This is a genomic window from Streptococcus sp. 3705 (assembly GCF_013277145.1).
Classification (GTDB): Bacteria; Bacillota; Bacilli; order Lactobacillales; family Streptococcaceae; genus Streptococcus.
Map to the genome: position 1 here is coordinate 81,124 of NZ_VMMJ01000016.1, position 21,957 is coordinate 103,080.

The 21,957-nt window shown below is 40.0% G+C and carries 34 protein-coding genes; 31 read left to right on the top strand and 3 right to left on the bottom strand.

Annotation, left to right across the window (positions count from 1 at the left end; all coding sequences use genetic code 11):
• The first annotated feature begins 12 nt into the window (after positions 1-12).
• The 31 genes from rplD to HT714_RS05460 all read left to right on the top strand — a co-directional run bounded on the left by rplD (position 13) and on the right by HT714_RS05460 (position 17,959).
• On the top strand, positions 13-636 hold the full coding sequence (gene rplD, locus HT714_RS05310) for a 50S ribosomal protein L4 (protein ID WP_000024539.1): 624 nt from the start codon (positions 13-15) through the stop codon (positions 634-636).
• Positions 636-932, top strand: a complete 297-nt coding sequence (locus HT714_RS05315) for a 50S ribosomal protein L23 (protein ID WP_001055347.1) — start codon at positions 636-638, stop codon at positions 930-932. The genes rplD and HT714_RS05315 overlap by 1 nt, the downstream gene beginning before the upstream one ends.
• A 17-nt stretch (positions 933-949) precedes the next feature.
• Positions 950-1,783: a 50S ribosomal protein L2 gene (gene rplB / locus HT714_RS05320; protein ID WP_000512911.1), complete on the top strand. Its 834-nt coding sequence runs from the start codon at positions 950-952 to the stop codon at positions 1,781-1,783.
• Between the two features lie 103 nt (positions 1,784-1,886).
• Positions 1,887-2,168 carry a 30S ribosomal protein S19 gene (gene rpsS / locus HT714_RS05325; protein WP_000533766.1) on the top strand — a complete coding sequence of 94 codons (282 nt, stop codon included), beginning with the start codon at positions 1,887-1,889 and terminating at the stop codon, positions 2,166-2,168.
• Positions 2,169-2,179: 11 nt separating this feature from the next.
• Complete coding sequence (gene rplV / locus HT714_RS05330) at positions 2,180-2,524, top strand: 50S ribosomal protein L22 (RefSeq protein WP_000818137.1); 345 nt, start codon at positions 2,180-2,182, stop codon at positions 2,522-2,524.
• Between the two features lie 12 nt (positions 2,525-2,536).
• Positions 2,537-3,190, top strand: a complete 654-nt coding sequence (gene rpsC, locus HT714_RS05335) for a 30S ribosomal protein S3 (RefSeq protein ID WP_000529936.1) — start codon at positions 2,537-2,539, stop codon at positions 3,188-3,190.
• A gap of 3 nt (positions 3,191-3,193) precedes the next feature.
• The gene (rplP, locus tag HT714_RS05340) at positions 3,194-3,607 is read left to right on the top strand and encodes a 50S ribosomal protein L16 (protein WP_000960946.1); all 414 of its coding nucleotides are present in this window, start codon (positions 3,194-3,196) and stop codon (positions 3,605-3,607) included.
• Between the two features lie 9 nt (positions 3,608-3,616).
• Positions 3,617-3,823 (top strand): 50S ribosomal protein L29, encoded by a 207-nt coding sequence (gene rpmC, locus HT714_RS05345; protein WP_000772918.1) that lies wholly within the window; start codon positions 3,617-3,619, stop codon positions 3,821-3,823.
• A gap of 24 nt (positions 3,824-3,847) precedes the next feature.
• The gene (gene rpsQ / locus HT714_RS05350) at positions 3,848-4,108 is read left to right on the top strand and encodes a 30S ribosomal protein S17 (RefSeq protein WP_000440801.1); all 261 of its coding nucleotides are present in this window, start codon (positions 3,848-3,850) and stop codon (positions 4,106-4,108) included.
• 25 nt (positions 4,109-4,133) lie between these two features.
• Positions 4,134-4,502, top strand: a complete 369-nt coding sequence (rplN, locus tag HT714_RS05355; protein WP_000616545.1) for a 50S ribosomal protein L14 — start codon at positions 4,134-4,136, stop codon at positions 4,500-4,502.
• 77 nt (positions 4,503-4,579) lie between these two features.
• Complete coding sequence (rplX, locus tag HT714_RS05360) at positions 4,580-4,885, top strand: 50S ribosomal protein L24 (protein ID WP_000497691.1); 306 nt, start codon at positions 4,580-4,582, stop codon at positions 4,883-4,885.
• A 23-nt stretch (positions 4,886-4,908) separates the two neighbouring features.
• Entirely contained in the window at positions 4,909-5,451 is a 543-nt protein-coding gene (gene rplE, locus HT714_RS05365) for a 50S ribosomal protein L5 (RefSeq protein ID WP_000013542.1), read from the top strand.
• A 17-nt stretch (positions 5,452-5,468) separates the two neighbouring features.
• Positions 5,469-5,654, top strand: coding sequence for a type Z 30S ribosomal protein S14 (locus HT714_RS05370; protein ID WP_001085697.1), 186 nt, complete (start codon positions 5,469-5,471; stop codon positions 5,652-5,654).
• Positions 5,655-5,867: 213 nt separating this feature from the next.
• On the top strand, positions 5,868-6,266 hold the full coding sequence (rpsH, locus tag HT714_RS05375) for a 30S ribosomal protein S8 (protein ID WP_000245504.1): 399 nt from the start codon (positions 5,868-5,870) through the stop codon (positions 6,264-6,266).
• A 225-nt stretch (positions 6,267-6,491) separates the two neighbouring features.
• Entirely contained in the window at positions 6,492-7,028 is a 537-nt protein-coding gene (gene rplF, locus HT714_RS05380) for a 50S ribosomal protein L6 (RefSeq protein WP_000086626.1), read from the top strand.
• Positions 7,029-7,111: 83 nt separating this feature from the next.
• The gene (gene rplR, locus HT714_RS05385; RefSeq protein WP_000624044.1) at positions 7,112-7,468 is read left to right on the top strand and encodes a 50S ribosomal protein L18; all 357 of its coding nucleotides are present in this window, start codon (positions 7,112-7,114) and stop codon (positions 7,466-7,468) included.
• 17 nt (positions 7,469-7,485) lie between these two features.
• Positions 7,486-7,980, top strand: a complete 495-nt coding sequence (rpsE, locus tag HT714_RS05390; RefSeq protein ID WP_000874202.1) for a 30S ribosomal protein S5 — start codon at positions 7,486-7,488, stop codon at positions 7,978-7,980.
• Between the two features lie 13 nt (positions 7,981-7,993).
• Positions 7,994-8,176 carry a 50S ribosomal protein L30 gene (rpmD, locus tag HT714_RS05395; RefSeq protein ID WP_000057241.1) on the top strand — a complete coding sequence of 61 codons (183 nt, stop codon included), beginning with the start codon at positions 7,994-7,996 and terminating at the stop codon, positions 8,174-8,176.
• Positions 8,177-8,320: 144 nt separating this feature from the next.
• The gene (gene rplO, locus HT714_RS05400) at positions 8,321-8,761 is read left to right on the top strand and encodes a 50S ribosomal protein L15 (protein ID WP_173225165.1); all 441 of its coding nucleotides are present in this window, start codon (positions 8,321-8,323) and stop codon (positions 8,759-8,761) included.
• A gap of 12 nt (positions 8,762-8,773) precedes the next feature.
• The gene (secY, locus tag HT714_RS05405; RefSeq protein WP_173251611.1) at positions 8,774-10,084 is read left to right on the top strand and encodes a preprotein translocase subunit SecY; all 1,311 of its coding nucleotides are present in this window, start codon (positions 8,774-8,776) and stop codon (positions 10,082-10,084) included.
• 256 nt (positions 10,085-10,340) lie between these two features.
• Positions 10,341-10,979 (top strand): adenylate kinase, encoded by a 639-nt coding sequence (locus HT714_RS05410; RefSeq protein WP_001050436.1) that lies wholly within the window; start codon positions 10,341-10,343, stop codon positions 10,977-10,979.
• Positions 10,980-11,095: 116 nt separating this feature from the next.
• The gene (gene infA / locus HT714_RS05415) at positions 11,096-11,314 is read left to right on the top strand and encodes a translation initiation factor IF-1 (protein WP_001029883.1); all 219 of its coding nucleotides are present in this window, start codon (positions 11,096-11,098) and stop codon (positions 11,312-11,314) included.
• 24 nt (positions 11,315-11,338) lie between these two features.
• Positions 11,339-11,455: a 50S ribosomal protein L36 gene (rpmJ, locus tag HT714_RS05420; protein ID WP_001808836.1), complete on the top strand. Its 117-nt coding sequence runs from the start codon at positions 11,339-11,341 to the stop codon at positions 11,453-11,455.
• Positions 11,456-11,472: 17 nt separating this feature from the next.
• On the top strand, positions 11,473-11,838 hold the full coding sequence (gene rpsM, locus HT714_RS05425; RefSeq protein WP_000090781.1) for a 30S ribosomal protein S13: 366 nt from the start codon (positions 11,473-11,475) through the stop codon (positions 11,836-11,838).
• 17 nt (positions 11,839-11,855) lie between these two features.
• Positions 11,856-12,239: a 30S ribosomal protein S11 gene (rpsK, locus tag HT714_RS05430; RefSeq protein ID WP_001118385.1), complete on the top strand. Its 384-nt coding sequence runs from the start codon at positions 11,856-11,858 to the stop codon at positions 12,237-12,239.
• A 42-nt stretch (positions 12,240-12,281) separates the two neighbouring features.
• Entirely contained in the window at positions 12,282-13,217 is a 936-nt protein-coding gene (locus HT714_RS05435) for a DNA-directed RNA polymerase subunit alpha (protein WP_000568988.1), read from the top strand.
• An 11-nt stretch (positions 13,218-13,228) separates the two neighbouring features.
• Positions 13,229-13,615 (top strand): 50S ribosomal protein L17, encoded by a 387-nt coding sequence (gene rplQ / locus HT714_RS05440; protein ID WP_000331493.1) that lies wholly within the window; start codon positions 13,229-13,231, stop codon positions 13,613-13,615.
• A gap of 264 nt (positions 13,616-13,879) precedes the next feature.
• Entirely contained in the window at positions 13,880-14,146 is a 267-nt protein-coding gene (locus HT714_RS05445) for an ACT domain-containing protein (RefSeq protein WP_173251613.1), read from the top strand.
• A 9-nt stretch (positions 14,147-14,155) separates the two neighbouring features.
• Complete coding sequence (locus HT714_RS05450; RefSeq protein WP_173251615.1) at positions 14,156-15,493, top strand: PFL family protein; 1,338 nt, start codon at positions 14,156-14,158, stop codon at positions 15,491-15,493.
• A 17-nt stretch (positions 15,494-15,510) separates the two neighbouring features.
• Positions 15,511-17,034, top strand: a complete 1,524-nt coding sequence (locus HT714_RS05455; RefSeq protein WP_173251617.1) for an N-acetylmuramoyl-L-alanine amidase family protein — start codon at positions 15,511-15,513, stop codon at positions 17,032-17,034.
• A 232-nt stretch (positions 17,035-17,266) separates the two neighbouring features.
• Positions 17,267-17,959 carry a histidine phosphatase family protein gene (locus tag HT714_RS05460; RefSeq protein WP_173251620.1) on the top strand — a complete coding sequence of 231 codons (693 nt, stop codon included), beginning with the start codon at positions 17,267-17,269 and terminating at the stop codon, positions 17,957-17,959.
• Between the two features lie 101 nt (positions 17,960-18,060).
• On the opposite strand, the gene HT714_RS05465 is transcribed toward HT714_RS05460, so the two are convergent.
• Genes HT714_RS05465 through HT714_RS05475 form a run of 3 tightly spaced genes read right to left on the bottom strand, consistent with a single transcriptional unit; the run spans position 18,061 to position 21,859 of the window.
• Entirely contained in the window at positions 18,061-19,719 is a 1,659-nt protein-coding gene (locus tag HT714_RS05465; protein WP_173251624.1) for an iron ABC transporter permease, read from the bottom strand.
• Positions 19,709-20,800, bottom strand: a complete 1,092-nt coding sequence (locus tag HT714_RS05470) for an ABC transporter ATP-binding protein (protein WP_173251626.1) — start codon at positions 20,798-20,800, stop codon at positions 19,709-19,711. Before HT714_RS05470 ends, HT714_RS05465 begins: the two co-directional genes overlap by 11 nt.
• Before the next feature lie 12 nt (positions 20,801-20,812).
• Entirely contained in the window at positions 20,813-21,859 is a 1,047-nt protein-coding gene (locus HT714_RS05475; RefSeq protein ID WP_173251629.1) for an ABC transporter substrate-binding protein, read from the bottom strand.
• Positions 21,860-21,957: the final 98 nt, after the last annotated feature.

Below are 21,957 nucleotides of genomic sequence, written 5' to 3' on the forward strand. Positions count from 1 at the left end.
AATACAGTCAAAATGGCAAACGTAACATTATTTGACCAAACTGGTAAAGAAGCTGGCCAAGTTGTTCTTAACGATGCAGTATTTGGTATTGAACCAAATGAATCAGTTGTGTTTGATGTAATCATCAGCCAACGCGCAAGCCTTCGCCAAGGAACACACGCTGTTAAAAACCGCTCTGCAGTATCAGGTGGTGGACGCAAACCATGGCGTCAAAAAGGAACTGGACGTGCTCGTCAAGGTTCTATCCGCTCACCACAATGGCGTGGTGGTGGTGTTGTCTTCGGACCAACTCCACGTTCATACGGCTACAAACTTCCACAAAAAGTTCGTCGCCTAGCTCTTAAATCAGTTTACTCTGAAAAAGTTGCTGAAAACAAATTTGTAGCCGTTGATTCTCTTGAATTTACAGCTCCAAAAACTGCTGAATTTGCAAAAGTTCTTGCAGCATTGAGCATCGATTCTAAAGTTCTTGTTATCCTTGAAGAAGGAAATGAATTCGCAGCTCTTTCAGCTCGTAACCTTCCAAACGTGAAAGTTGCAACTGCTACAACTGCAAGTGTTCTTGACATCGCAAATAGCGACAAACTTCTTGTCACACAAGCAGCTATCTCTAAAATCGAGGAGGTTCTTGCATAATGAATTTGTATGATGTTATCAAAAAACCTGTTATCACTGAAAGCTCAATGGCTCAACTTGAAGCAGGCAAATATGTATTTGAAGTTGACACTCGTGCACACAAACTTTTGATCAAGCAAGCTGTTGAAGCTGCTTTCGAAGGTGTTAAAGTTGCCAATGTTAACACAATCAACGTAAAACCAAAAGCTAAACGTGTTGGACGTTACACTGGTTTTACTAACAAAACTAAAAAAGCTATCATCACACTTACAGCTGATTCAAAAGCAATCGAGTTGTTTGCTGCTGAAGCTGAATAATCTAAGGAGGAAATATCGTGGGAATTCGTGTTTATAAACCAACAACAAACGGTCGCCGTAATATGACTTCTTTGGATTTCGCTGAAATCACAACAAGCACTCCTGAAAAATCATTGCTTGTTGCTTTGAAGAGCAAGGCTGGTCGTAACAACAACGGTCGTATCACAGTTCGTCACCAAGGTGGTGGACACAAACGTTTCTACCGTTTGGTTGACTTCAAACGTAACAAAGACAACGTTGAAGCAGTTGTTAAAACAATCGAGTACGATCCAAACCGTTCTGCAAACATCGCTCTTGTACACTACACTGACGGTGTGAAAGCATACATCATCGCTCCAAAAGGTCTTGAAGTAGGTCAACGTATCGTTTCAGGTCCAGAAGCAGATATCAAAGTCGGAAACGCTCTTCCACTTGCTAACATCCCAGTTGGTACTTTGATCCACAACATCGAGTTGAAACCAGGTCGTGGTGGTGAATTGGTACGTGCTGCTGGTGCATCTGCTCAAGTATTGGGTTCTGAAGGTAAATACGTTCTTGTTCGTCTTCAATCAGGTGAAGTTCGTATGATTCTTGGAACTTGCCGTGCTACAGTTGGTGTTGTCGGAAACGAACAACATGGACTTGTAAACCTTGGTAAAGCAGGACGTAGCCGTTGGAAAGGTATCCGCCCAACAGTTCGTGGTTCTGTAATGAACCCTAACGATCACCCACACGGTGGTGGTGAAGGTAAAGCACCAGTTGGTCGTAAAGCACCATCTACTCCATGGGGCAAACCTGCTCTTGGTCTTAAAACTCGTAACAAGAAAGCGAAATCTGACAAACTTATCGTTCGTCGTCGCAACGAGAAATAATATTAAACTAGTCGCTTAAGCAACTAGTAAATCCGCCAGCTCGGTAGCGCTCCATAGGAGCGCAAGCCGCTGTGGTACAACATTTAAAGGAGAAAATATAAAAATGGGACGCAGTCTTAAAAAAGGACCTTTCGTCGATGAGCATTTGATGAAAAAAGTTGAAGCTCAAGCTAACGACGAAAAGAAAAAAGTTATTAAAACTTGGTCACGTCGTTCAACGATCTTCCCAAGTTTCATTGGTTACACTATCGCAGTTTATGACGGACGTAAACACGTACCTGTTTACATCCAAGAAGACATGGTAGGTCACAAACTTGGTGAATTTGCACCAACTCGTACTTACAAAGGTCACGCTGCAGACGACAAGAAAACACGTAGAAAATAAGGAGAACATAAATGGCAGAAATTACTTCAGCTAAAGCAATGGCTCGTACAGTACGTGTTTCACCTCGTAAATCACGTCTTGTTCTTGATAACATCCGTGGTAAAAGCGTAGCCGATGCAATCGCAATCTTGACATTCACTCCAAACAAAGCTGCTGAAATCATCTTGAAAGTTTTGAACTCAGCTGTAGCTAACGCTGAAAACAACTTTGGTTTGGATAAAGCTAACTTGGTAGTATCTGAAGCATTCGCAAACGAAGGACCAACTATGAAACGTTTCCGTCCACGTGCGAAAGGTTCAGCTTCACCAATCAACAAACGTACAGCTCACATCACTGTAGCTGTTGCAGAAAAATAAGGAGGTAAAATCGTGGGTCAAAAAGTACATCCAATTGGTATGCGTGTCGGCATCATCCGTGATTGGGATGCCAAATGGTATGCTGAAAAAGAATACGCGGATTACCTTCATGAAGATCTTGCAATCCGTAAATTCGTTCAAAAAGAACTTGCTGACGCAGCAGTTTCAACTATCGAAATTGAACGCGCAGTAAACAAAGTTAACGTTTCACTTCACACTGCTAAACCAGGTATGGTTATCGGTAAAGGTGGTGCTAACGTTGATGCACTCCGTGCAAAACTTAACAAATTGACTGGAAAACAAGTACACATCAACATCATCGAAATCAAACAACCTGATTTGGATGCTCACCTTGTAGGTGAAGGTATTGCTCGTCAATTGGAGCAACGTGTTGCTTTCCGTCGTGCACAAAAACAAGCAATCCAACGTGCAATGCGTGCTGGAGCTAAAGGAATCAAAACTCAAGTATCAGGTCGTTTGAACGGTGCAGACATCGCCCGTGCTGAAGGATACTCTGAAGGAACTGTTCCACTTCACACACTTCGTGCAGATATCGATTACGCTTGGGAAGAAGCAGATACTACATACGGTAAACTTGGTGTTAAAGTATGGATCTACCGTGGTGAAGTTCTTCCAGCTCGCAAAAACACTAAAGGAGGTAAATAACCAATGTTAGTACCTAAACGTGTTAAACACCGTCGTGAATTCCGTGGAAAAATGCGCGGTGAAGCAAAAGGTGGAAAAGAAGTAGCATTCGGTGAATACGGTCTTCAAGCTACAACTAGCCACTGGATCACTAACCGCCAAATCGAAGCTGCTCGTATCGCCATGACTCGTTACATGAAACGTGGTGGTAAAGTTTGGATTAAAATCTTCCCACACAAATCATACACTGCTAAAGCTATCGGTGTGCGTATGGGATCTGGTAAAGGGGCACCTGAAGGTTGGGTAGCACCAGTTAAACGTGGTAAAGTGATGTTCGAAATCGCTGGTGTATCTGAAGAAATCGCTCGCGAAGCGCTTCGTCTTGCTAGCCACAAATTGCCAGTTAAATGTAAATTCGTAAAACGTGAAGCAGAATAAGGAGAAGGCATGAAACTTAATGAAGTAAAAGAATTTGTTAAAGAACTTCGTGGTCTTTCTCAAGAAGAACTCGCGAAGCGCGAAAACGAATTGAAAAAAGAATTGTTTGAACTTCGTTTCCAAGCTGCTACTGGTCAATTGGAACAAACAGCTCGCTTGAAAGAAGTTAAAAAACAAATCGCTCGTATCAAAACAGTTCAATCTGAAGCGAAATAATAGACTAGGGAAGGAGAAATTTCAATGGAACGCAATAATCGTAAAGTTCTTGTTGGACGTGTTGTATCTGACAAAATGGACAAGACAATCACAGTTGTAGTTGAAACAAAACGTAACCACCCAGTCTATGGTAAACGTATTAACTACTCTAAAAAATACAAAGCTCATGATGAAAACAATGTTGCCAAAGAAGGCGATATCGTACGTATCATGGAAACTCGTCCGCTTTCAGCTACAAAACGTTTCCGTCTTGTAGAAGTTGTTGAAGAAGCGGTCATCATCTAATCAAACCTGAAAGGAGAAAACTGAAATGATTCAAACAGAAACTCGTTTGAAAGTCGCAGACAACAGCGGTGCTCGCGAAATCTTGACTATCAAAGTTCTTGGTGGTTCAGGACGTAAATTTGCAAACATCGGTGATGTTATCGTGGCATCTGTAAAACAAGCTACTCCTGGTGGTGCGGTTAAAAAAGGTGACGTTGTTAAAGCAGTTATCGTTCGTACTAAATCAGGTGCTCGTCGTGCTGATGGTTCATACATCAAATTTGACGAAAACGCAGCAGTTATCATCCGTGAAGACAAAACTCCTCGCGGAACACGTATCTTTGGTCCAGTTGCACGTGAATTACGTGAAGGTGGCTTCATGAAGATCGTGTCACTTGCTCCAGAAGTACTTTAATTTTTAGAAACAAACTAGTCCCCTAGCTTCAAGCTAGGGTGCCCTTATGGGCGTAAGAAAAATCAAGGAGAAACCTAATGTTTGTAAAAAAAGGCGACAAAGTTCGCGTAATCGCTGGTAAAGATAAGGGAACAGAAGCTGTTGTCCTTACTGCCCTTCCAAAAGTAAACAAAGTTATCGTTGAAGGTGTTAACATCGTTAAGAAACACCAACGTCCAACTAACGAGCTTCCTCAAGGTGGGATCATCGAAAAAGAAGCAGCTATCCACGTATCAAACGTTCAAGTTTTGGACAAAAATGGTGTGGCTGGTCGTGTTGGTTACAAATTTGTAGACGGTAAAAAAGTTCGCTACAACAAAAAATCAGGCGAAGTACTTGATTAATCACGAAGGAAAGGAGAAGTATAATGGCAAATCGTTTAAAAGAAAAATATCTTAATGAAGTAGTTCCTGCTTTGACAGAACAATTCAACTACTCATCAGTGATGGCTGTGCCTAAAGTAGATAAGATCGTTTTGAACATGGGTGTTGGTGAAGCTGTATCAAACGCTAAAAGCCTTGAAAAAGCTGCTGAAGAATTGGCACTTATCTCAGGTCAAAAACCACTTATCACTAAAGCTAAAAAATCAATCGCCGGCTTCCGTCTTCGTGAAGGTGTTGCGATCGGTGCAAAAGTTACCCTTCGTGGTGAACGTATGTACGAATTCTTGGATAAATTGGTTTCAGTTTCACTTCCACGTGTACGTGACTTCCATGGTGTTCCAACAAAATCATTTGATGGACGCGGAAACTACACACTTGGTGTGAAAGAACAATTGATCTTCCCAGAAATCAACTTTGATGACGTTGACAAAACTCGTGGTCTTGACATCGTTATCGTAACAACTGCTAACACTGACGAAGAGTCACGTGCATTGCTTACAGGCCTTGGAATGCCTTTTGCAAAATAATATAGGAGGTAAATCTAATGGCTAAAAAATCAATGATTGCTAAGAACAAACGTCCAGCGAAGTTCTCTACTCAAGCTTATACTCGTTGTGAAAAATGTGGTCGCCCACATTCAGTTTACCGCAAATTTAAACTTTGCCGTGTTTGCTTCCGTGAATTAGCTTACAAAGGACAAATTCCTGGTGTAACAAAAGCATCTTGGTAATATCATGATACAAAGAGCGTGACAACCACAGCAAAAATAGGAAATTTGGTGAAGGAGCGATGCTCCAAAACAAATTTATCTTTTTTGCACAGGTTGTAGCTCGTGTTCAAATAAGAGTTATCTCATTTGAATGTGTCAATACTATCTGAGCCCAGCTCAATCATTAACTAGCAAGTGCAACTTGCAAACTACTAGTAAGAGGAGAAAAACAAAATGGTTATGACTGACCCAATCGCAGACTTCCTAACTCGTATTCGTAACGCTAACCAAGCAAAACACGAAGTACTTGAAGTACCTGCATCAAATATCAAAAAAGGGATTGCTGAAATCCTTAAACGCGAAGGTTTTGTAAAAAACGTTGAAATCATCGAAGATGACAAACAAGGCATCATCCGTGTATTCCTTAAATACGGACCAAACGGTGAAAAAGTTATCACTAACTTGAAACGTGTTTCTAAACCAGGACTTCGTGTCTACAAAAAACGTGAAGACCTTCCAAAAGTTCTTAACGGACTTGGAATTGCTATCCTTTCAACTTCTGAAGGTTTGCTTACTGATAAAGAAGCACGCCAAAAGAATGTTGGTGGCGAGGTTATCGCTTACGTTTGGTAATTGATGATGTGAGAGCGTTAAAAGAATGCAGTGAAAATAGGAAGTTTGTAGCAGGAGCGATGCTCCAAGACAAACTTATCTTTTTCACCAAATTCTTAGCTCGAACTCAAATCAAGATACAAAGCTTGTTAGAGCGTGTTCAGTTCAGCTCTTGAACTAAATAAGTATCTGAACCCCGTGAAAACTGGCCGTTATGGCCTGACAATTTAACAGGAGAAAATAAACATGTCACGTATTGGTAATAAAGTTATCGTGTTGCCTGCTGGTGTTGAAATCACTAACAATGACAACGTTGTAACTGTAAAAGGACCTAAAGGAGAACTTACTCGTGAGTTCTCAAAAGATATTGAAATCCGTGTGGAAGGTACTGAAGTAACTCTTCACCGTCCAAACGATTCAAAAGAAATGAAAACTATCCACGGAACTACTCGTGCCCTTTTGAACAACATGGTTGTTGGTGTATCAGAAGGATTCAAGAAAGAACTTGAAATGCGCGGGGTTGGTTACCGTGCACAACTTCAAGGATCTAAACTTGTTTTGGCTGTTGGTAAATCTCATCCAGACGAAGTTGAAGCTCCAGAAGGAATTACTTTTGAACTTCCAAACCCAACAACAATCGTTGTTAGCGGAATTTCAAAAGAAGTAGTTGGTCAAACAGCTGCTTATGTACGTAGCCTTCGTTCACCAGAACCATATAAAGGTAAAGGTATCCGTTACGTTGGTGAATTCGTTCGCCGTAAAGAAGGTAAAACAGGTAAATAATGTTGAGTGGTTGATTCTCAACCACCAACCTATTTTCCAACTTTGTGCATAGCACACGATTTAAAACTAAAGAGGTGAAAACTGTGATTTCAAAACCAGATAAAAACAAACTCCGCCAAAAACGCCACCGTCGCGTTCGCGGAAAACTCTCTGGAACTGCTGATCGCCCACGTTTGAACGTATTCCGTTCTAATACAGGCATCTACGCTCAAGTGATTGATGACGTAGCGGGTGTAACGCTCGCAAGTGCTTCAACTCTTGACAAAGAAGTTTCAAAAGGAACTAAAACTGAACAAGCCGTTGCTGTCGGTAAACTCGTTGCAGAACGTGCAAACGCTAAAGGTATTTCAGAAGTGGTGTTCGACCGCGGTGGATATCTATATCACGGACGTGTGAAAGCTTTGGCTGATGCAGCTCGTGAAAACGGATTGAAATTCTAATAGGAGGACACTAGAAAATGGCATTTAAAGACAATGCAGTTGAATTAGAAGAACGCGTAGTTGCTGTCAACCGTGTTACAAAAGTTGTTAAAGGTGGACGTCGTCTTCGTTTCGCAGCTCTTGTTGTTGTTGGTGACCACAACGGTCGCGTAGGATTTGGTACTGGTAAAGCTCAAGAAGTTCCAGAAGCAATCCGTAAAGCAGTAGATGATGCTAAGAAAAACTTGATCGAAGTTCCTATGGTTGGAACAACAATTCCACACGAAGTTCTTTCAGAATTCGGTGGAGCTAAAGTATTGTTGAAACCTGCTGTAGAAGGTTCTGGAGTTGCCGCTGGTGGTGCAGTTCGTGCCGTTGTGGAATTGGCAGGTGTGGCAGATATTACATCTAAATCACTTGGTTCTAACACTCCAATCAACATTGTTCGTGCAACTGTTGAAGGTTTGAAACAATTGAAACGCGCTGAAGAAGTTGCTGCCCTTCGTGGTATTTCAGTTTCTGATTTGGCATAAGAAAGGGGATAAAATGGCTCAAATTAAAATTACTTTGACTAAGTCTCCAATCGGACGCATTCCATCACAACGTAAAACTGTTGTAGCACTTGGACTTGGCAAATTGAACAGCTCTGTTATTAAAGAAGATAACGCTGCTATCCGTGGTATGATCACTGCAGTATCTCACTTGGTAACAGTTGAAGAAGTAAACTAATGAATTTTTAGGGGATGTGCACTATACCATCCCCTAAAACTAGATATAGTCATCTATGATGACGTCGTATAGGCGAGTTGATGGGGGAGACAACCTTTTCTCCCTTATCGGCGCTAGCATTTTACAAAAGAGGAGAAAATAAAAATGAAACTTCATGAATTGAAACCTGCAGAAGGTTCTCGTAAAGTACGTAACCGCGTTGGTCGTGGTACTTCATCAGGTAACGGTAAAACATCTGGTCGTGGTCAAAAAGGTCAAAAAGCTCGTAGCGGTGGCGGAGTTCGCCTTGGTTTTGAAGGTGGACAAACTCCATTGTTCCGTCGTCTTCCAAAACGTGGATTCACTAGCATCAACGCTAAAGAATACGCAATTGTGAACCTTGACCAATTGAACGTCTTTGAAGATGGTGCTGAAGTAACTCCAGTTGTTCTTATCGAAGCAGGAATTGTTAAAGCTGAAAAATCAGGTATTAAAATTCTTGGTAACGGTGAGTTGACTAAGAAATTGACTGTGAAAGCAGCTAAATTCTCTAAATCAGCTGAAGAAGCTATCACTGCTAAAGGTGGTTCAGTAGAAGTCATCTAAGAGAGGTGACCTATGTTTTTTAAATTATTAAGAGAAGCTCTTAAAGTCAAGCAGGTTCGATCAAAAATTTTATTTACAATTTTTATCGTTTTGGTCTTTCGTATCGGGACTAGCATTACAGTTCCTGGTGTGAATGCCAATAGCTTGAATGCTTTAAGTGGATTATCCTTCTTAAACATGTTGAGCTTGGTGTCGGGGAATGCCCTAAAAAACTTTTCGATTTTTGCCCTAGGAGTTAGTCCCTATATCACCGCTTCTATCGTTGTCCAACTCTTGCAAATGGATATTTTACCCAAGTTTGTAGAGTGGGGGAAACAAGGGGAAGTAGGCCGAAGAAAATTGAATCAAGCTACTCGTTATATTGCTCTAGTTCTCGCTTTTGTGCAATCTATCGGGATTACAGCTGGTTTTAATACCTTGGCTGGAGCTCAATTGATTAAAACTGCTTTAACTCCACAAGTTTTTCTGACGATTGGTATCATCTTAACAGCTGGTAGTATGATTGTCACTTGGTTGGGAGAGCAAATTACAGATAAGGGGTACGGAAATGGTGTTTCTATGATTATCTTTGCCGGGATTGTTGCCTCAATTCCAGAGATGATTCAGGGCATCTATGTGGACTACTTTGTGAATGTCCCAAGTAGCCGTATCAACTCATCTATCATTTTCGTAATCATTTTGATTATTACTGTATTGTTGATCATTTACTTTACAACCTATGTTCAACAAGCAGAATACAAAATTCCAATCCAATATACTAAGGTTGCACAAGGTGCTCCATCTAGCTCTTACCTTCCTTTGAAAGTAAACCCTGCTGGAGTTATCCCTGTTATCTTTGCAAGTTCGATTACTGCAGCGCCTGCGGCTATTCTTCAGTTTTTGAGCGCTACAGGTCATGATTGGGCTTGGGTAAGAACAGCACAAGAAATGCTGGCAACAACTTCACCAACTGGTATTGCTATGTATGCTTTATTGATTATTCTCTTTACATTCTTCTATACGTTTGTACAGATTAATCCTGAAAAAGCGGCAGAAAACCTACAAAAGAGCGGAGCCTATATCCATGGAGTTCGTCCTGGTAAAGGTACAGAGGAATATATGTCTAAACTTCTTCGTCGTCTTGCAACTGTTGGTTCTCTCTTCCTTGGTGTGATTTCTATTTTACCGATCGTGGCAAAAGATGTTTTCGGACTTTCAGAAGCAGTTGCTTTTGGGGGGACTAGTCTTTTGATCATTATCTCTACGGGTATTGAAGGAATCAAACAATTGGAAGGTTACCTATTGAAACGTAAGTATGTTGGTTTCATGGATAGAACAGAATAAAAGTATTTACTGATACTCTTCGAAAATCAAATTCAAACCACGTCAGCTTCACCTTGCCGTACTCAAGTACAGTCTGCGGCTAGCTTCCTAGTTTGCTCTTTGATTTTCATTGAGTATGAATCAGTAAATGCTGAGGGAGTGGAGGTTTAAACTCTAACATTTGTGAGAGTTTGGTCTCCCCTCTTCTATTTTGTTTTTAAATAGGGGTGAAAAGAATTTTTGCTTCTATTTAAAAATAAAATAAGGAGATCAGATCATGAATCTTTTGATTATGGGCTTACCTGGTGCAGGTAAGGGAACTCAAGCAGCAAAAATCGTAGAACAATTCCATGTTGCACATATCTCAACAGGTGATATGTTCCGCGCTGCAATGGCAAATCAAACTGAAATGGGTGTTCTTGCTAAGTCATACATTGACAAGGGTGAATTAGTTCCTGACGAAGTTACAAATGGAATCGTAAAAGAACGTCTTTCACAAGATGATATTAAAGAAACAGGATTCTTGTTGGATGGTTACCCACGTACAATCGAACAAGCTCATGCCTTGGACAAAACATTGGCTGAACTTGGCATCGAACTAGAAGGTGTTATCAACATCGAAGTGAATCCAGACAGCCTCTTGGAACGTTTGAGTGGTCGTATCATCCACCGCGTAACTGGAGAAACTTTCCATAAGGTCTTTAACCCACCAGTTGACTATAAAGAAGAAGATTACTACCAACGTGAAGATGATAAGCCTGAGACAGTCAAACGTCGTTTGGATGTGAATATTGCTCAAGGAGAACCAATCATTGCTCACTACCGTGCCAAAGGTTTGGTTCATGACATCGAAGGTAATCAAGATATCAATGATGTCTTCTCAGATATCGAAAAAGTATTGACAAATTTGAAATAAAGCGTTTTTCACACTTGCAAAAATCCGCTACAAATGTTATACTGAGATAGTCTGACTTATAATTGTTGTCTCTGTGTCTAGAGGCATCGAATCGAAATTTATGGAGGTGCTTTTGCGTGGCAAAAGACGATGTGATTGAAGTTGAAGGCAAAGTAGTTGATACAATGCCGAATGCAATGTTTACGGTTGAACTTGAAAATGGACATCAGATTTTAGCAACAGTTTCTGGTAAAATTCGTAAAAACTATATTCGTATTTTAGCGGGAGATCGTGTTACTGTCGAAATGAGTCCATATGACTTGACACGTGGACGTATCACTTACCGCTTTAAATAATCGAAAAACTTGGAGGGATAAGAAATGAAAGTAAGACCATCGGTCAAACCAATTTGCGAATACTGTAAAGTTATTCGTCGTAATGGTCGTGTTATGGTAATTTGCCCAGCAAATCCAAAACACAAACAACGTCAAGGATAAGATAGAAAGGAGAAAACATGGCTCGTATTGCTGGAGTTGACATTCCAAATGACAAACGCGTAGTAATCTCATTGACTTATGTTTATGGTATCGGACTTGCAACATCTAAGAAAATTTTGGCTGCTGCTGGAATCTCAGAAGATGTTCGTGTACGTGATCTTACATCAGATCAAGAAGATGCTATCCGTCGTGAAGTGGATGCAATCAAAGTTGAAGGTGACCTTCGTCGTGAAGTAAACTTGAACATCAAACGTTTGATGGAAATCGGTTCATACCGTGGTATCCGTCACCGTCGTGGACTTCCTGTCCGTGGACAAAACACTAAAAACAACGCTCGTACTCGTAAAGGTAAAGCTGTTGCGATTGCTGGTAAGAAAAAATAATATAGGAGGTAAAAGTCTTGGCTAAACCAACACGTAAACGTCGTGTGAAAAAGAATATCGAATCTGGTATTGCTCATATTCACGCTACATTTAATAACACTATTGTTATGATTACTGATGTGCATGGTAATGCAATTGCTTGGTCATCAGCTGGTGCTCTTGGTTTCAAAGGTTCTCGTAAATCTACACCATTCGCTGCTCAAATGGCTTCTGAAGCTGCTGCTAAATCTGCACAAGAACACGGTCTTAAATCAGTTGAAGTTACTGTAAAAGGTCCAGGTTCTGGTCGTGAGTCAGCTATTCGTGCGCTTGCTGCCGCTGGTCTTGAAGTAACAGCAATTCGTGATGTGACTCCAGTGCCACACAATGGTGCTCGTCCTCCAAAACGTCGCCGTGTATAATCATCGCATTACACTGCTTTTCGTTTAAGAGGGAGTAACTAAATGATCGAGTTTGAAAAACCAAATATAACAAAAATTGATGAAAATAAAGATTATGGCAAGTTTGTAATCGAACCACTTGAACGTGGCTACGGTACAACTCTTGGTAACTCTCTTCGTCGTGTACTTCTAGCTTCTCTACCAGGAGCAGCTGTGACATCTATCAACATTGATGGTGTGTTACATGAGTTTGACACAGTTCCAGGTGTTCGTGAAGACGTGATGCAAATCATTCTGAACATTAAAGGAATTGCAGTGAAATCGTACGTTGAAGACGAAAAAATCATCGAACTAGATGTTGAAGGTCCTGCTGAAGTAACAGCTGGTGACATTTTGACAGATAGCGATATTGAAATTGTAAATCCAGATCATTATCTTTTTACAATCGGTGAAGGTTCTTCTCTAAAAGCGACTATGACTGTTAACAGTGGTCGTGGATATGTACCTGCTGATGAAAATAAAAAAGATAATGCACCAGTTGGAACACTTGCTGTAGATTCTATTTATACACCAGTTACAAAAGTCAACTATCAAGTGGAACCTGCTCGTGTAGGTAGCAATGATGGATTTGATAAATTAACCCTTGAAATCTTGACTAATGGAACAATTATTCCAGAAGATGCTTTAGGGCTTTCAGCACGTATTTTGACAGAACATCTTGATTTGTTTACAAATCTTACTGAGATTGCCAAGTCAACTGAAGTGATGAAAGAAGCTGATACTGAATCTGACGACCGTATTTTGGATCGTACGATTGAGGAACTGGACTTGTCTGTGCGTTCATACAACTGTTTGAAACGTGCCGGTATCAATACTGTGCATGATTTGACAGAAAAATCTGAAGCAGAGATGATGAAAGTACGAAATCTTGGACGCAAGAGTTTGGAAGAAGTGAAACTCAAACTCATTGATTTGGGTCTTGGATTAAAAGATAAATAAAGGAGGAATACATGGCTTACCGTAAACTAGGACGCACTAGCTCACAACGTAAAGCAATGCTTCGCGATTTGACAACTGACCTTTTGATCAACGAATCAATCGTGACAACTGAAGCTCGTGCTAAAGAAATCCGTAAAACTGTTGAAAAAATGATTACTCTAGGTAAACGTGGTGATTTGCATGCACGTCGTCAAGCAGCTGCTTTCGTACGTAATGAAATCGCATCTGAAAACTATGATGAAGCAACTGATAAGTACACTTCTACTACAGCACTTCAAAAATTGTTCTCAGAAATCGCACCTCGTTATGCTGAACGTAACGGTGGATACACTCGTATCCTTAAAACTGAACCACGTCGTGGTGATGCAGCGCCAATGGCGATCATCGAATTAGTATAAAATCATCAATTTTGTTGAGTGTTATGATGATGGAGTCTTGTGCTCTTAGTCTAGCTCTGGTCTACCGCTAGGATTTCGGTCCTAGCGGGAACACTCATCATAAGTTGGGATAGTAGACGCTTGTTTACGAAATTGTTTTTTGCTTAAGAACAACTTCGTAAGCAGGCGTTTTTGAGTATTTTAGTTGGAATTATGCTATACTATTTGAAAAGAATCCTGTTTAATGTTCAGGTTTCTTATTTTAAGAAGAATTGGAGTTTGCTTATGAAAGCGATTATAACTGTTGTTGGCAAAGATAAATCTGGAATTGTTGCGGGTGTTTCTGCTAAAATTGCAGAATTGGGTTTGAATATTGATGATATCTCTCAAACTGTCTTGGATGAATATTTCACGATGATGGCTGTCGTTTCTAGTGATGAAAAGCAGGATTTTACTTATCTGCGAAATGAGTTTGAAACTTTTGGGCAAACTTTGAATGTGAAAATCAATATTCAGAGTGCAGCGATTTTCGAAGCTATGTATAATATCTAGGAGGTTATCATGGATATTAGACAAGTTACTGAAACCATCGCTATGATTGAGGAGCAAAACTTCGATATCAGAACTATTACCATGGGGATTTCCCTATTAGACTGTATTGATCCAGATATCAATCGTGCTGCGGAGAAAATTTATCAAAAGATTAGGACCAAGGCAGCTAATTTAGTGGCTGTTGGCGATGAAATTGCTGCTGAGTTGGGAATTCCAATCGTTAATAAGCGTGTATCGGTGACACCTATTTCTCTAATTGGAGCAGCGACAGATGCGACGGACTACGTGGTTCTGGCAAAAGCGCTTGATAAGGCTGCGAAAGAAATCGGTGTGGATTTTATTGGTGGTTTCTCTGCCTTGGTACAAAAGGGGTACCAAAAGGGAGATGAGATTCTCATCAATTCTATTCCTCGTGCTTTGGCTGAAACGGACAAGGTCTGCTCGTCAGTCAATATCGGCTCAACCAAGTCTGGTATCAATATGACGGCTGTCGCTGATATGGGACGTATTATCAAGGAAACGGCTAATCAATCAGATATGGGAGCGGCCAAGTTGGTTGTATTCGCTAATGCTGTTGAGGACAATCCATTTATGGCGGGTGCCTTCCATGGTGTTGGGGAGGCAGATGTTATCATAAATGTCGGAGTTTCCGGTCCTGGTGTGGTAAAACGTGCCTTGGAAAAAGTTCGTGGACAGAGCTTTGATGTAGTCGCCGAAACAGTTAAGAAAACTGCCTTTAAAATCACTCGTATCGGTCAATTGGTTGGTCAAATGGCCAGTGAGAGACTGGGTGTGGAGTTTGGTATTGTGGACTTGAGTTTGGCGCCAACTCCTGCGGTTGGAGATTCTGTTGCACGTGTCCTTGAAGAAATGGGGCTAGAAACAGTTGGTACGCATGGGACGACGGCTGCCTTGGCACTTCTGAATGACCAAGTTAAGAAGGGCGGAGTGATGGCCTGCAACCAAGTCGGTGGTTTGTCTGGTGCCTTTATCCCCGTTTCTGAGGATGAGGGAATGATTGCTGCAGTGCAAAATGGCTCTCTTAATTTGGAAAAACTAGAGGCCATGACGGCTATCTGTTCAGTTGGATTGGATATGATTGCCATACCAGAAGATACGCCAGCTGAAACCATTGCAGCCATGATTGCGGATGAAGCAGCAATTGGTGTTATTAACATGAAAACAACAGCTGTTCGTATCATTCCAAAAGGAAAAGAAGGCGATATGATTGAGTTTGGTGGTCTTCTTGGTACAGCTCCAGTTATGAAGGTCAATGGGGCTTCGTCTGTTGATTTCATTTCTCGTGGGGGACAAATCCCAGCACCAATTCATAGTTTTAAAAATTAAGAAAATAGGAGAAAATGATGAAAAAAGAAATGAAACATGCTTTAGTAGCTTTAGGACTGTCAACTTTACTAGTCCCAACTTTTGCCAGTCAAGTAGTTTCTGCGCAGGAAGAAAGCCATGAAACTACCACTAGTGTGAGTCCAGAAGAGGTTAATAAAAAAATTGAGGAAACGAAGCAATTTTTAATTGATTTGATTAAACAAAATATCTTTGAACAGGTTGATCAAGGAGACTGGGATACAGTTTCTTTTTCCAAGAGTGATGTAAGCTCTATTAGAGATAAATTAAGAGAAGAACTTAATTATAGGTTACAAGATTTCATGGGAGAGTTAGAATATATAAGGAAGTATAGTTTAGAAGGAAAAATTCCTTTGGAAGAGTTACCAAATATTTTATCAGAGTTTAAGAACAAATCTAAAAAAAACTACATTGATCGTTATAGAGAAAAAGATAATTTTTTTGGTCATAGAATGAAGTATATTGTTGCTGAACTTGCTATACTAAAGAAAATGAATCTGGTAATTTCTCAAATAAATAATGATTCTCACTATACAGAATTAGAGAAAAAAGAAATGTTAGCTAGAGTTTCAAGCTACTACGCACCTGGTTTTCATCAATCTGGTTTATATGTTGATAGTGATAAGTATTTAACTTTATTTAATAATCAAGATAATTTAAATACTTATCTTAAGAAAGTTTCTCTATTTTTATCTAACAATCATTATCCGATTTCTACAGTACCTAAGGAAAAAAATATACGGGAAATTAATGCTGTTGCCTTTATGGAGAAGACAGCCATTAGTAATGACGATACACTTTCGAAAGCAGAAAAGATTTCTATGTTTAGTAAGATTGATGATATAGTTGAAGAAGGGATACATAAAGTCAAGAAGGAAGCTGGTCTTTTACATGAGGAGAAACCTGAATTAGTACACATGCTATCCCCTGAAGAGTTATCTGTATTTACTAAGCGTATCGAAGATGTTTACCAAGGAAAAGCTAAGCCTAAGGTAACAAAAGAAGAGGCTATTCAAGCAGTTTCTACTGGAACTTCATCCTCAGTTTTATCTCAATCTAAATCTAATGTTACCACTAATGGAGAGACTAAGAAAAATCATCAAGCAAGTAAGTGGTTTAAAGAGTCTGGAAAATGGTACTATAATGACCTTTCTGGTAACCTTGTAAGAAACCGTTGGGTAGGCCGTTATTATCTAAAAGCAGATGCTTCAATGGCTGCAAGTGAATGGATTTATGATGAAGACTATAAGAGCTGGTTTTATGTAGATTCAACTGGTAGTTATGTGGAGAAAGCTTGGCAGGGCGAATACTACCTAAAACGTGGCGGTTACATGGCTAAGAGTGAGTGGGTATTTGATTCTCAGTATGATAGTTGGTATTATCTGAACCAAGATGGTAAGTATGCTCGTAACCAATGGATTAAAGATGGGGATAAGTGGTATTACTTGTTAGCTGATGGAAAATTGGCAAAAAATATGACCATTAACGGCTATAAAGTAAATGAAAAAGGTGAATGGGTATAATTTTTTAAGTTCTATTTAAGGTTAGCTGTGTATACTATAATCATTAAATAAAGACCTCCTAATATTATTTGAAACAGATAACACTGATTTAGTTTGAATTTGATTTTCATCTAATATCTTTATTTAATAGAACTCCTAAACTTTTTCATAATAATCTCCTGCAAAAGTCGCCTGTCTGGGTGGCTTTTGTTTTATCATCCATGATATAATAGAAGCAAACGGAGGACGGAAAATGGTAAAAGTACGATTGTATTTGGTACGTCATGGCAAGACCATGTTTAACACGATTGGTCGCGCGCAAGGCTGGAGCGATACTCCCTTAACAGCTGAAGGTGAACGAGGGATTCAAGAATTAGGAATCGGTTTGCGAGAATCTGGTCTACAGTTTGAACGTGCTTATTCCAGTGATTCAGGGCGCACCATTCAGACAATGGGAATTATCCTTGATGAACTTGGCTTGCAGGGGAAAATCCCTTATCGCATGGACAAGCGTATCAGAGAATGGTGTTTTGGTAGCTTTGATGGAGCTTATGATGGTGATCTTTTCATGGGCATTATTCCTCGTATCTTTAATGTGGACCACGTTCACCAATTATCTTATGCTGAACTGGCTGAGGGTTTGGTAGAGGTCGATACAGCTGGTTGGGCTGAAGGATGGGAAAAACTCAGTAGCCGAATCAAGGAAGGTTTTGAAGCAATTGCCAAAGAAATGGAAGAACAAGGCGGGGGCAATGCCCTCGTTGTCAGCCACGGAATGACTATTGGAACCATTGTTTATCTGATCAATGGTATGCATCCGCATGGTCTAGATAATGGTAGCGTGACGATACTTGAATATGAGGACGGTCAGTTTAGCGTTGAGGTTGTCGGCGATCGTAGTTACCGAGAACTAGGACGGGAGAAGATGGAGGAAGCCTCTATTTAATCAGTCTAGACTTGCTTGCTCTGAACTAGGGATTTGATAAGAATATCAAGACAAGAAAAAACAGCCGAGGGTAATCCTTTCGGCTGTTTTTGATGGGGAAACTAAAGTGTAATGCTATTGCTTTTAGAGATTTTCATAAACAAGAGCAAGGAAGCTACTGTTAGAATAGTCAAGATAGTTGACAAGGCTGCGGCTACACCGTAATTTCCTCTGAGAACCTCTGTATAAATGGCTACAGTCATTGTTCTTGTTTTGACATTGTAGAGGAGGATAGAAGTGGAGAGCTCTGAAATCATTGTGACCCAAGATAGGATGGCTCCAGAAATGATACCAGATAGCATCATTGGAGTTGTAATCTTAGCAAAGGTATTGAGACGACTACTTCCTAAGCTTTCAGCGGCTTCTTCAATACTTGGGGCTATTTGTTGCAAGCTAGCAACAGATGAGCGAATAGTATAAGGTAATCTTCTGACAGATAGGGACATAATCAAGATGAAAGCAGTTCCTGTAATCATAAGAAATCCACTTCCAAATAGGCCAGTATTGAAGGAAGAAATGAAGGCAATCCCTAGAACGGTTCCTGGTACAATATAAGGGACCATACTGAGGCTGTCAATTAAGTTTGTAAACAAATTCCGTTTTCTAACAGCTAGGTAGGAGATAAATGTTGCGAAAAGGACAACTAGGACTAAGGCAATCAAAGGGATACGAATAGTATTGAAAATAGCAGATCCCATACGATTGAAAGCTACCTTGTAACTGTTTAGAGAATAGCCTTTGACAAATACCATACCTGATGTTTTTAGGAAAGAGGTATAAATCAAGTAGATTTGAGGTAAAACAGAGATAAAGATAATTCCGTAGACTGTTGCATAAATGGCAGCCATTTTTCCTTTTGTAGTTTTTTTAGGCTCAATTGGATGGAGCGAATTCATGCTGAAACTGTAGCGGTTTGCAATGTATTTTTGGATAAGGAAAATCGCCAAGGCAATGATAATCGCCATAATGGCTAAAGCAGATGCAAAAGCAGAATTTCCTCCAACCTCGCTAATGAATTGGGTATAAATCAGGACAGGGAAAGTCCGATATCCTTCGCCAATCAACATAGGCGTTCCAAAGTCTGAGAATGCTCTCATAAATACAAGCAGGGCAGCAGCTAGTAAGGTTGGAACAAGGAGAGGTAAAACAACCGTTACGATACGCTTAAATCCGAAGGACCCCATGCTTTCAGCGGCTTCAAGTAGGGAATTGTCAATGCTTTTCATTGTTCCAGCAACGTATAGAAATACCAGTGGGAATAGTTGCAGTGTAAAGACAAGTACAATTCCTTTGAATCCATAAATATCGATAGCTGGAAGATGAAGGGTATTTGTCAGGAATTTAGTAATGACCCCATTTCGTCCCAGCAAGAGAATCCAGGAGTAGGCTCCCACGAAAGGAGCTGACATGGAAGCAATGATAATCAATATTTGTAGAAATTTCTTCCCCTTGAAGTCATACATAGAGAAGAGATAAGCTAATAGGGTTCCTACAACTAAGGAAGTGACAGTAGCGGTAATGGAAACCTTGAAACTGTTGACAAGTGTCTCAGAGTAGTAGGCTTTACCAAAGAAAGTGACAAAATTAGCTAGTGAGAATTGCCCTTCATGTATAAGTGCTTGCTTGAGCACGGTAACGATAGGATAAACGAGAAAGACAAGATAGGTAAGAAAGATGAAGAAAGAGGAGGCTGTCCAAATATTTAGTTTTTTACGTTCCATGGTTGACTCCTTTTATCAGGTTTTGGGAACCATCTGCAGAAAAGACGTTTAATTTTTGGGTATTGATTCGTAGACGAATACGATCGCCTTTTTGTAGATCTTCTTCAAAAGTTGATTCTTCACTAACTTGAATTTTTGAGGCAAAGCCTGTCTCGATGAAATACTCCGTATTTAGTCCAAGATAGACGCTATCGCTAATAGTTCCTTCAATATCTCCAGATTCATCTTTGATAAATTCTTCTGGACGAATGCTTACATGAATAGCTTGTGCCTCAGCATGATCAAGAGCTGGCATTCGAAGGGCATAGCCATCTGAAAAGACGATATAAGCGCCATCGCTCCGTTTTTCGAGATTGGCAGGGATAATATTTGTGCGTCCGATAAAGGTTGCTACAAACTCATTAGCTGGTTTATGATAGAGTTCTTTTGGTCGGCCGATTTGTTGGATCACCCCATCTTTCATAACAGCAATTTGGTCTGAAATAGCCATAGCTTCTTCTTGGTCGTGGGTCACATAAACAGTTGTAATTCCCACTTCGTGTTGGATTTCTCGAATAGCTTGACGCATATCCAAGCGAAGTTTGGCATCTAGGTTACTAAGTGGTTCGTCCATGAGGAGAACACTTGGATTAACTGTTAAGGCACGTGCCAAGGCGACACGTTGTTGTTGTCCACCACTGAGTTTATCGGGCTTCCGATCCGCATATTGAGCAATTTGCATGAGTTCAAGATATTTATTGGTCTGTTGGATCAATTCTTCTTTAGGGACTTTCTTTTGCTTGAGACCAAAAGCAACATTATCTCGAACAGTCAAATGTGGGAAAATAGCGTAGTTTTGGAAAACCATCCCGATATTGCGTTTGCTGGGTTCCATATTATTGATTTTTGTATCATCGAAGTAAAATTCTCCGCCTTCGATACTGTTGAAACCTGCAATCATACGAAGAAGGGTCGTTTTCCCACACCCTGAAGGCCCAAGAAGGGTAAAGAGACTTCCTTTTGGAATTGTAATGTTCAAATTCTCAATAACAGGGACATCGTGGTAGATTTTTTTGGCGTTAATAATTTTGATCTCACTCATAGTGAACCTCTTTTACTGTTTAGATTGGATATCTGTAAAGACTTCGTTGTATTTCTTAACGATATCTGATTTATTCTTGATGACATAATCATAATCTTCAGTGAGTGTTTTGATTTTGTCAATTGGTTTCATGTTTTCGCTTGTTTTAGCATTTTTACGAACAGGACGATTAGTAGTGGTTGTACCAAGTGTATCTTGTACTTCTTGAGAGATAATAAAATCGATAAATTTCTTGGCATTTTCCATATTTTTCGCTTTTTTAACGATAGCAGCACTAGCAGGTAGGAAGACGGTTCCTTCTTTTGGATAGACTACCTTGATATTAGCCCCGTCATTTAAGAGTTTAACTGCTGGATCTTCATAAGAGAGACCAACAGCCATTTCTCCATCAGCGACTGCTTTATAGACACCAGATGAGCTTGAACCGATTTTCCCATCAATAAGTGTGAAGAGATCTTTTACATAAGACCAAGACTTATCATCTTTGTAACCACCTTGAGCTTGTAGCATATTTGTTAATTGAGCAAAGGCGCTAGAAGAGTTTGCTGGGTCAGCAGTTGCAATTTTTCCTTTTAGTTCAGGTTTGAGAAGGTCGCTATATCCTTCGATATTCATGCCTTTCGTTAAATCAGGATTGACGATTAAAACACTACCATCTAGTGTATAAGGAGTAGAGTAGCCAGTTGTGTTTTGATATTCTTTGATAACATTATCATTTTCTTTTGAAGTATAGTTTTCAAAGAGTTCTCCGTGGGTAGCATATTGTGTATAAGAACCACCAAAGATGACATCAGCTACAGGAGCTTCTTTTTCTGACTCTAGTTTTTTGAAAAGTTCTCCAGTACCAGCTTGAATCAGTTCTACTTTGATACCATATTTTTCTTCAAAGGCAGGAATAGTTGCTCCGATTAAGCCCTCTGAGTTTGGTGAATAAACGACTAGCGAACCGCCGTCTCCTTTATCAGATGAATCGCCATCGGCAGATTCATTAGAAGAACAAGCAGCAAGACCAAAAAGAGCTAGTCCGCAAGCAGCATAATACATCCATTTCTTTTTCATGATGGATACCTCCGTTGTGTTATTTAAGTTTATTTTAAAATAATGTAAGCGTTTTTAAAACCGATAATTCTATTCTATTAGAGTAAAATTCTCTACAA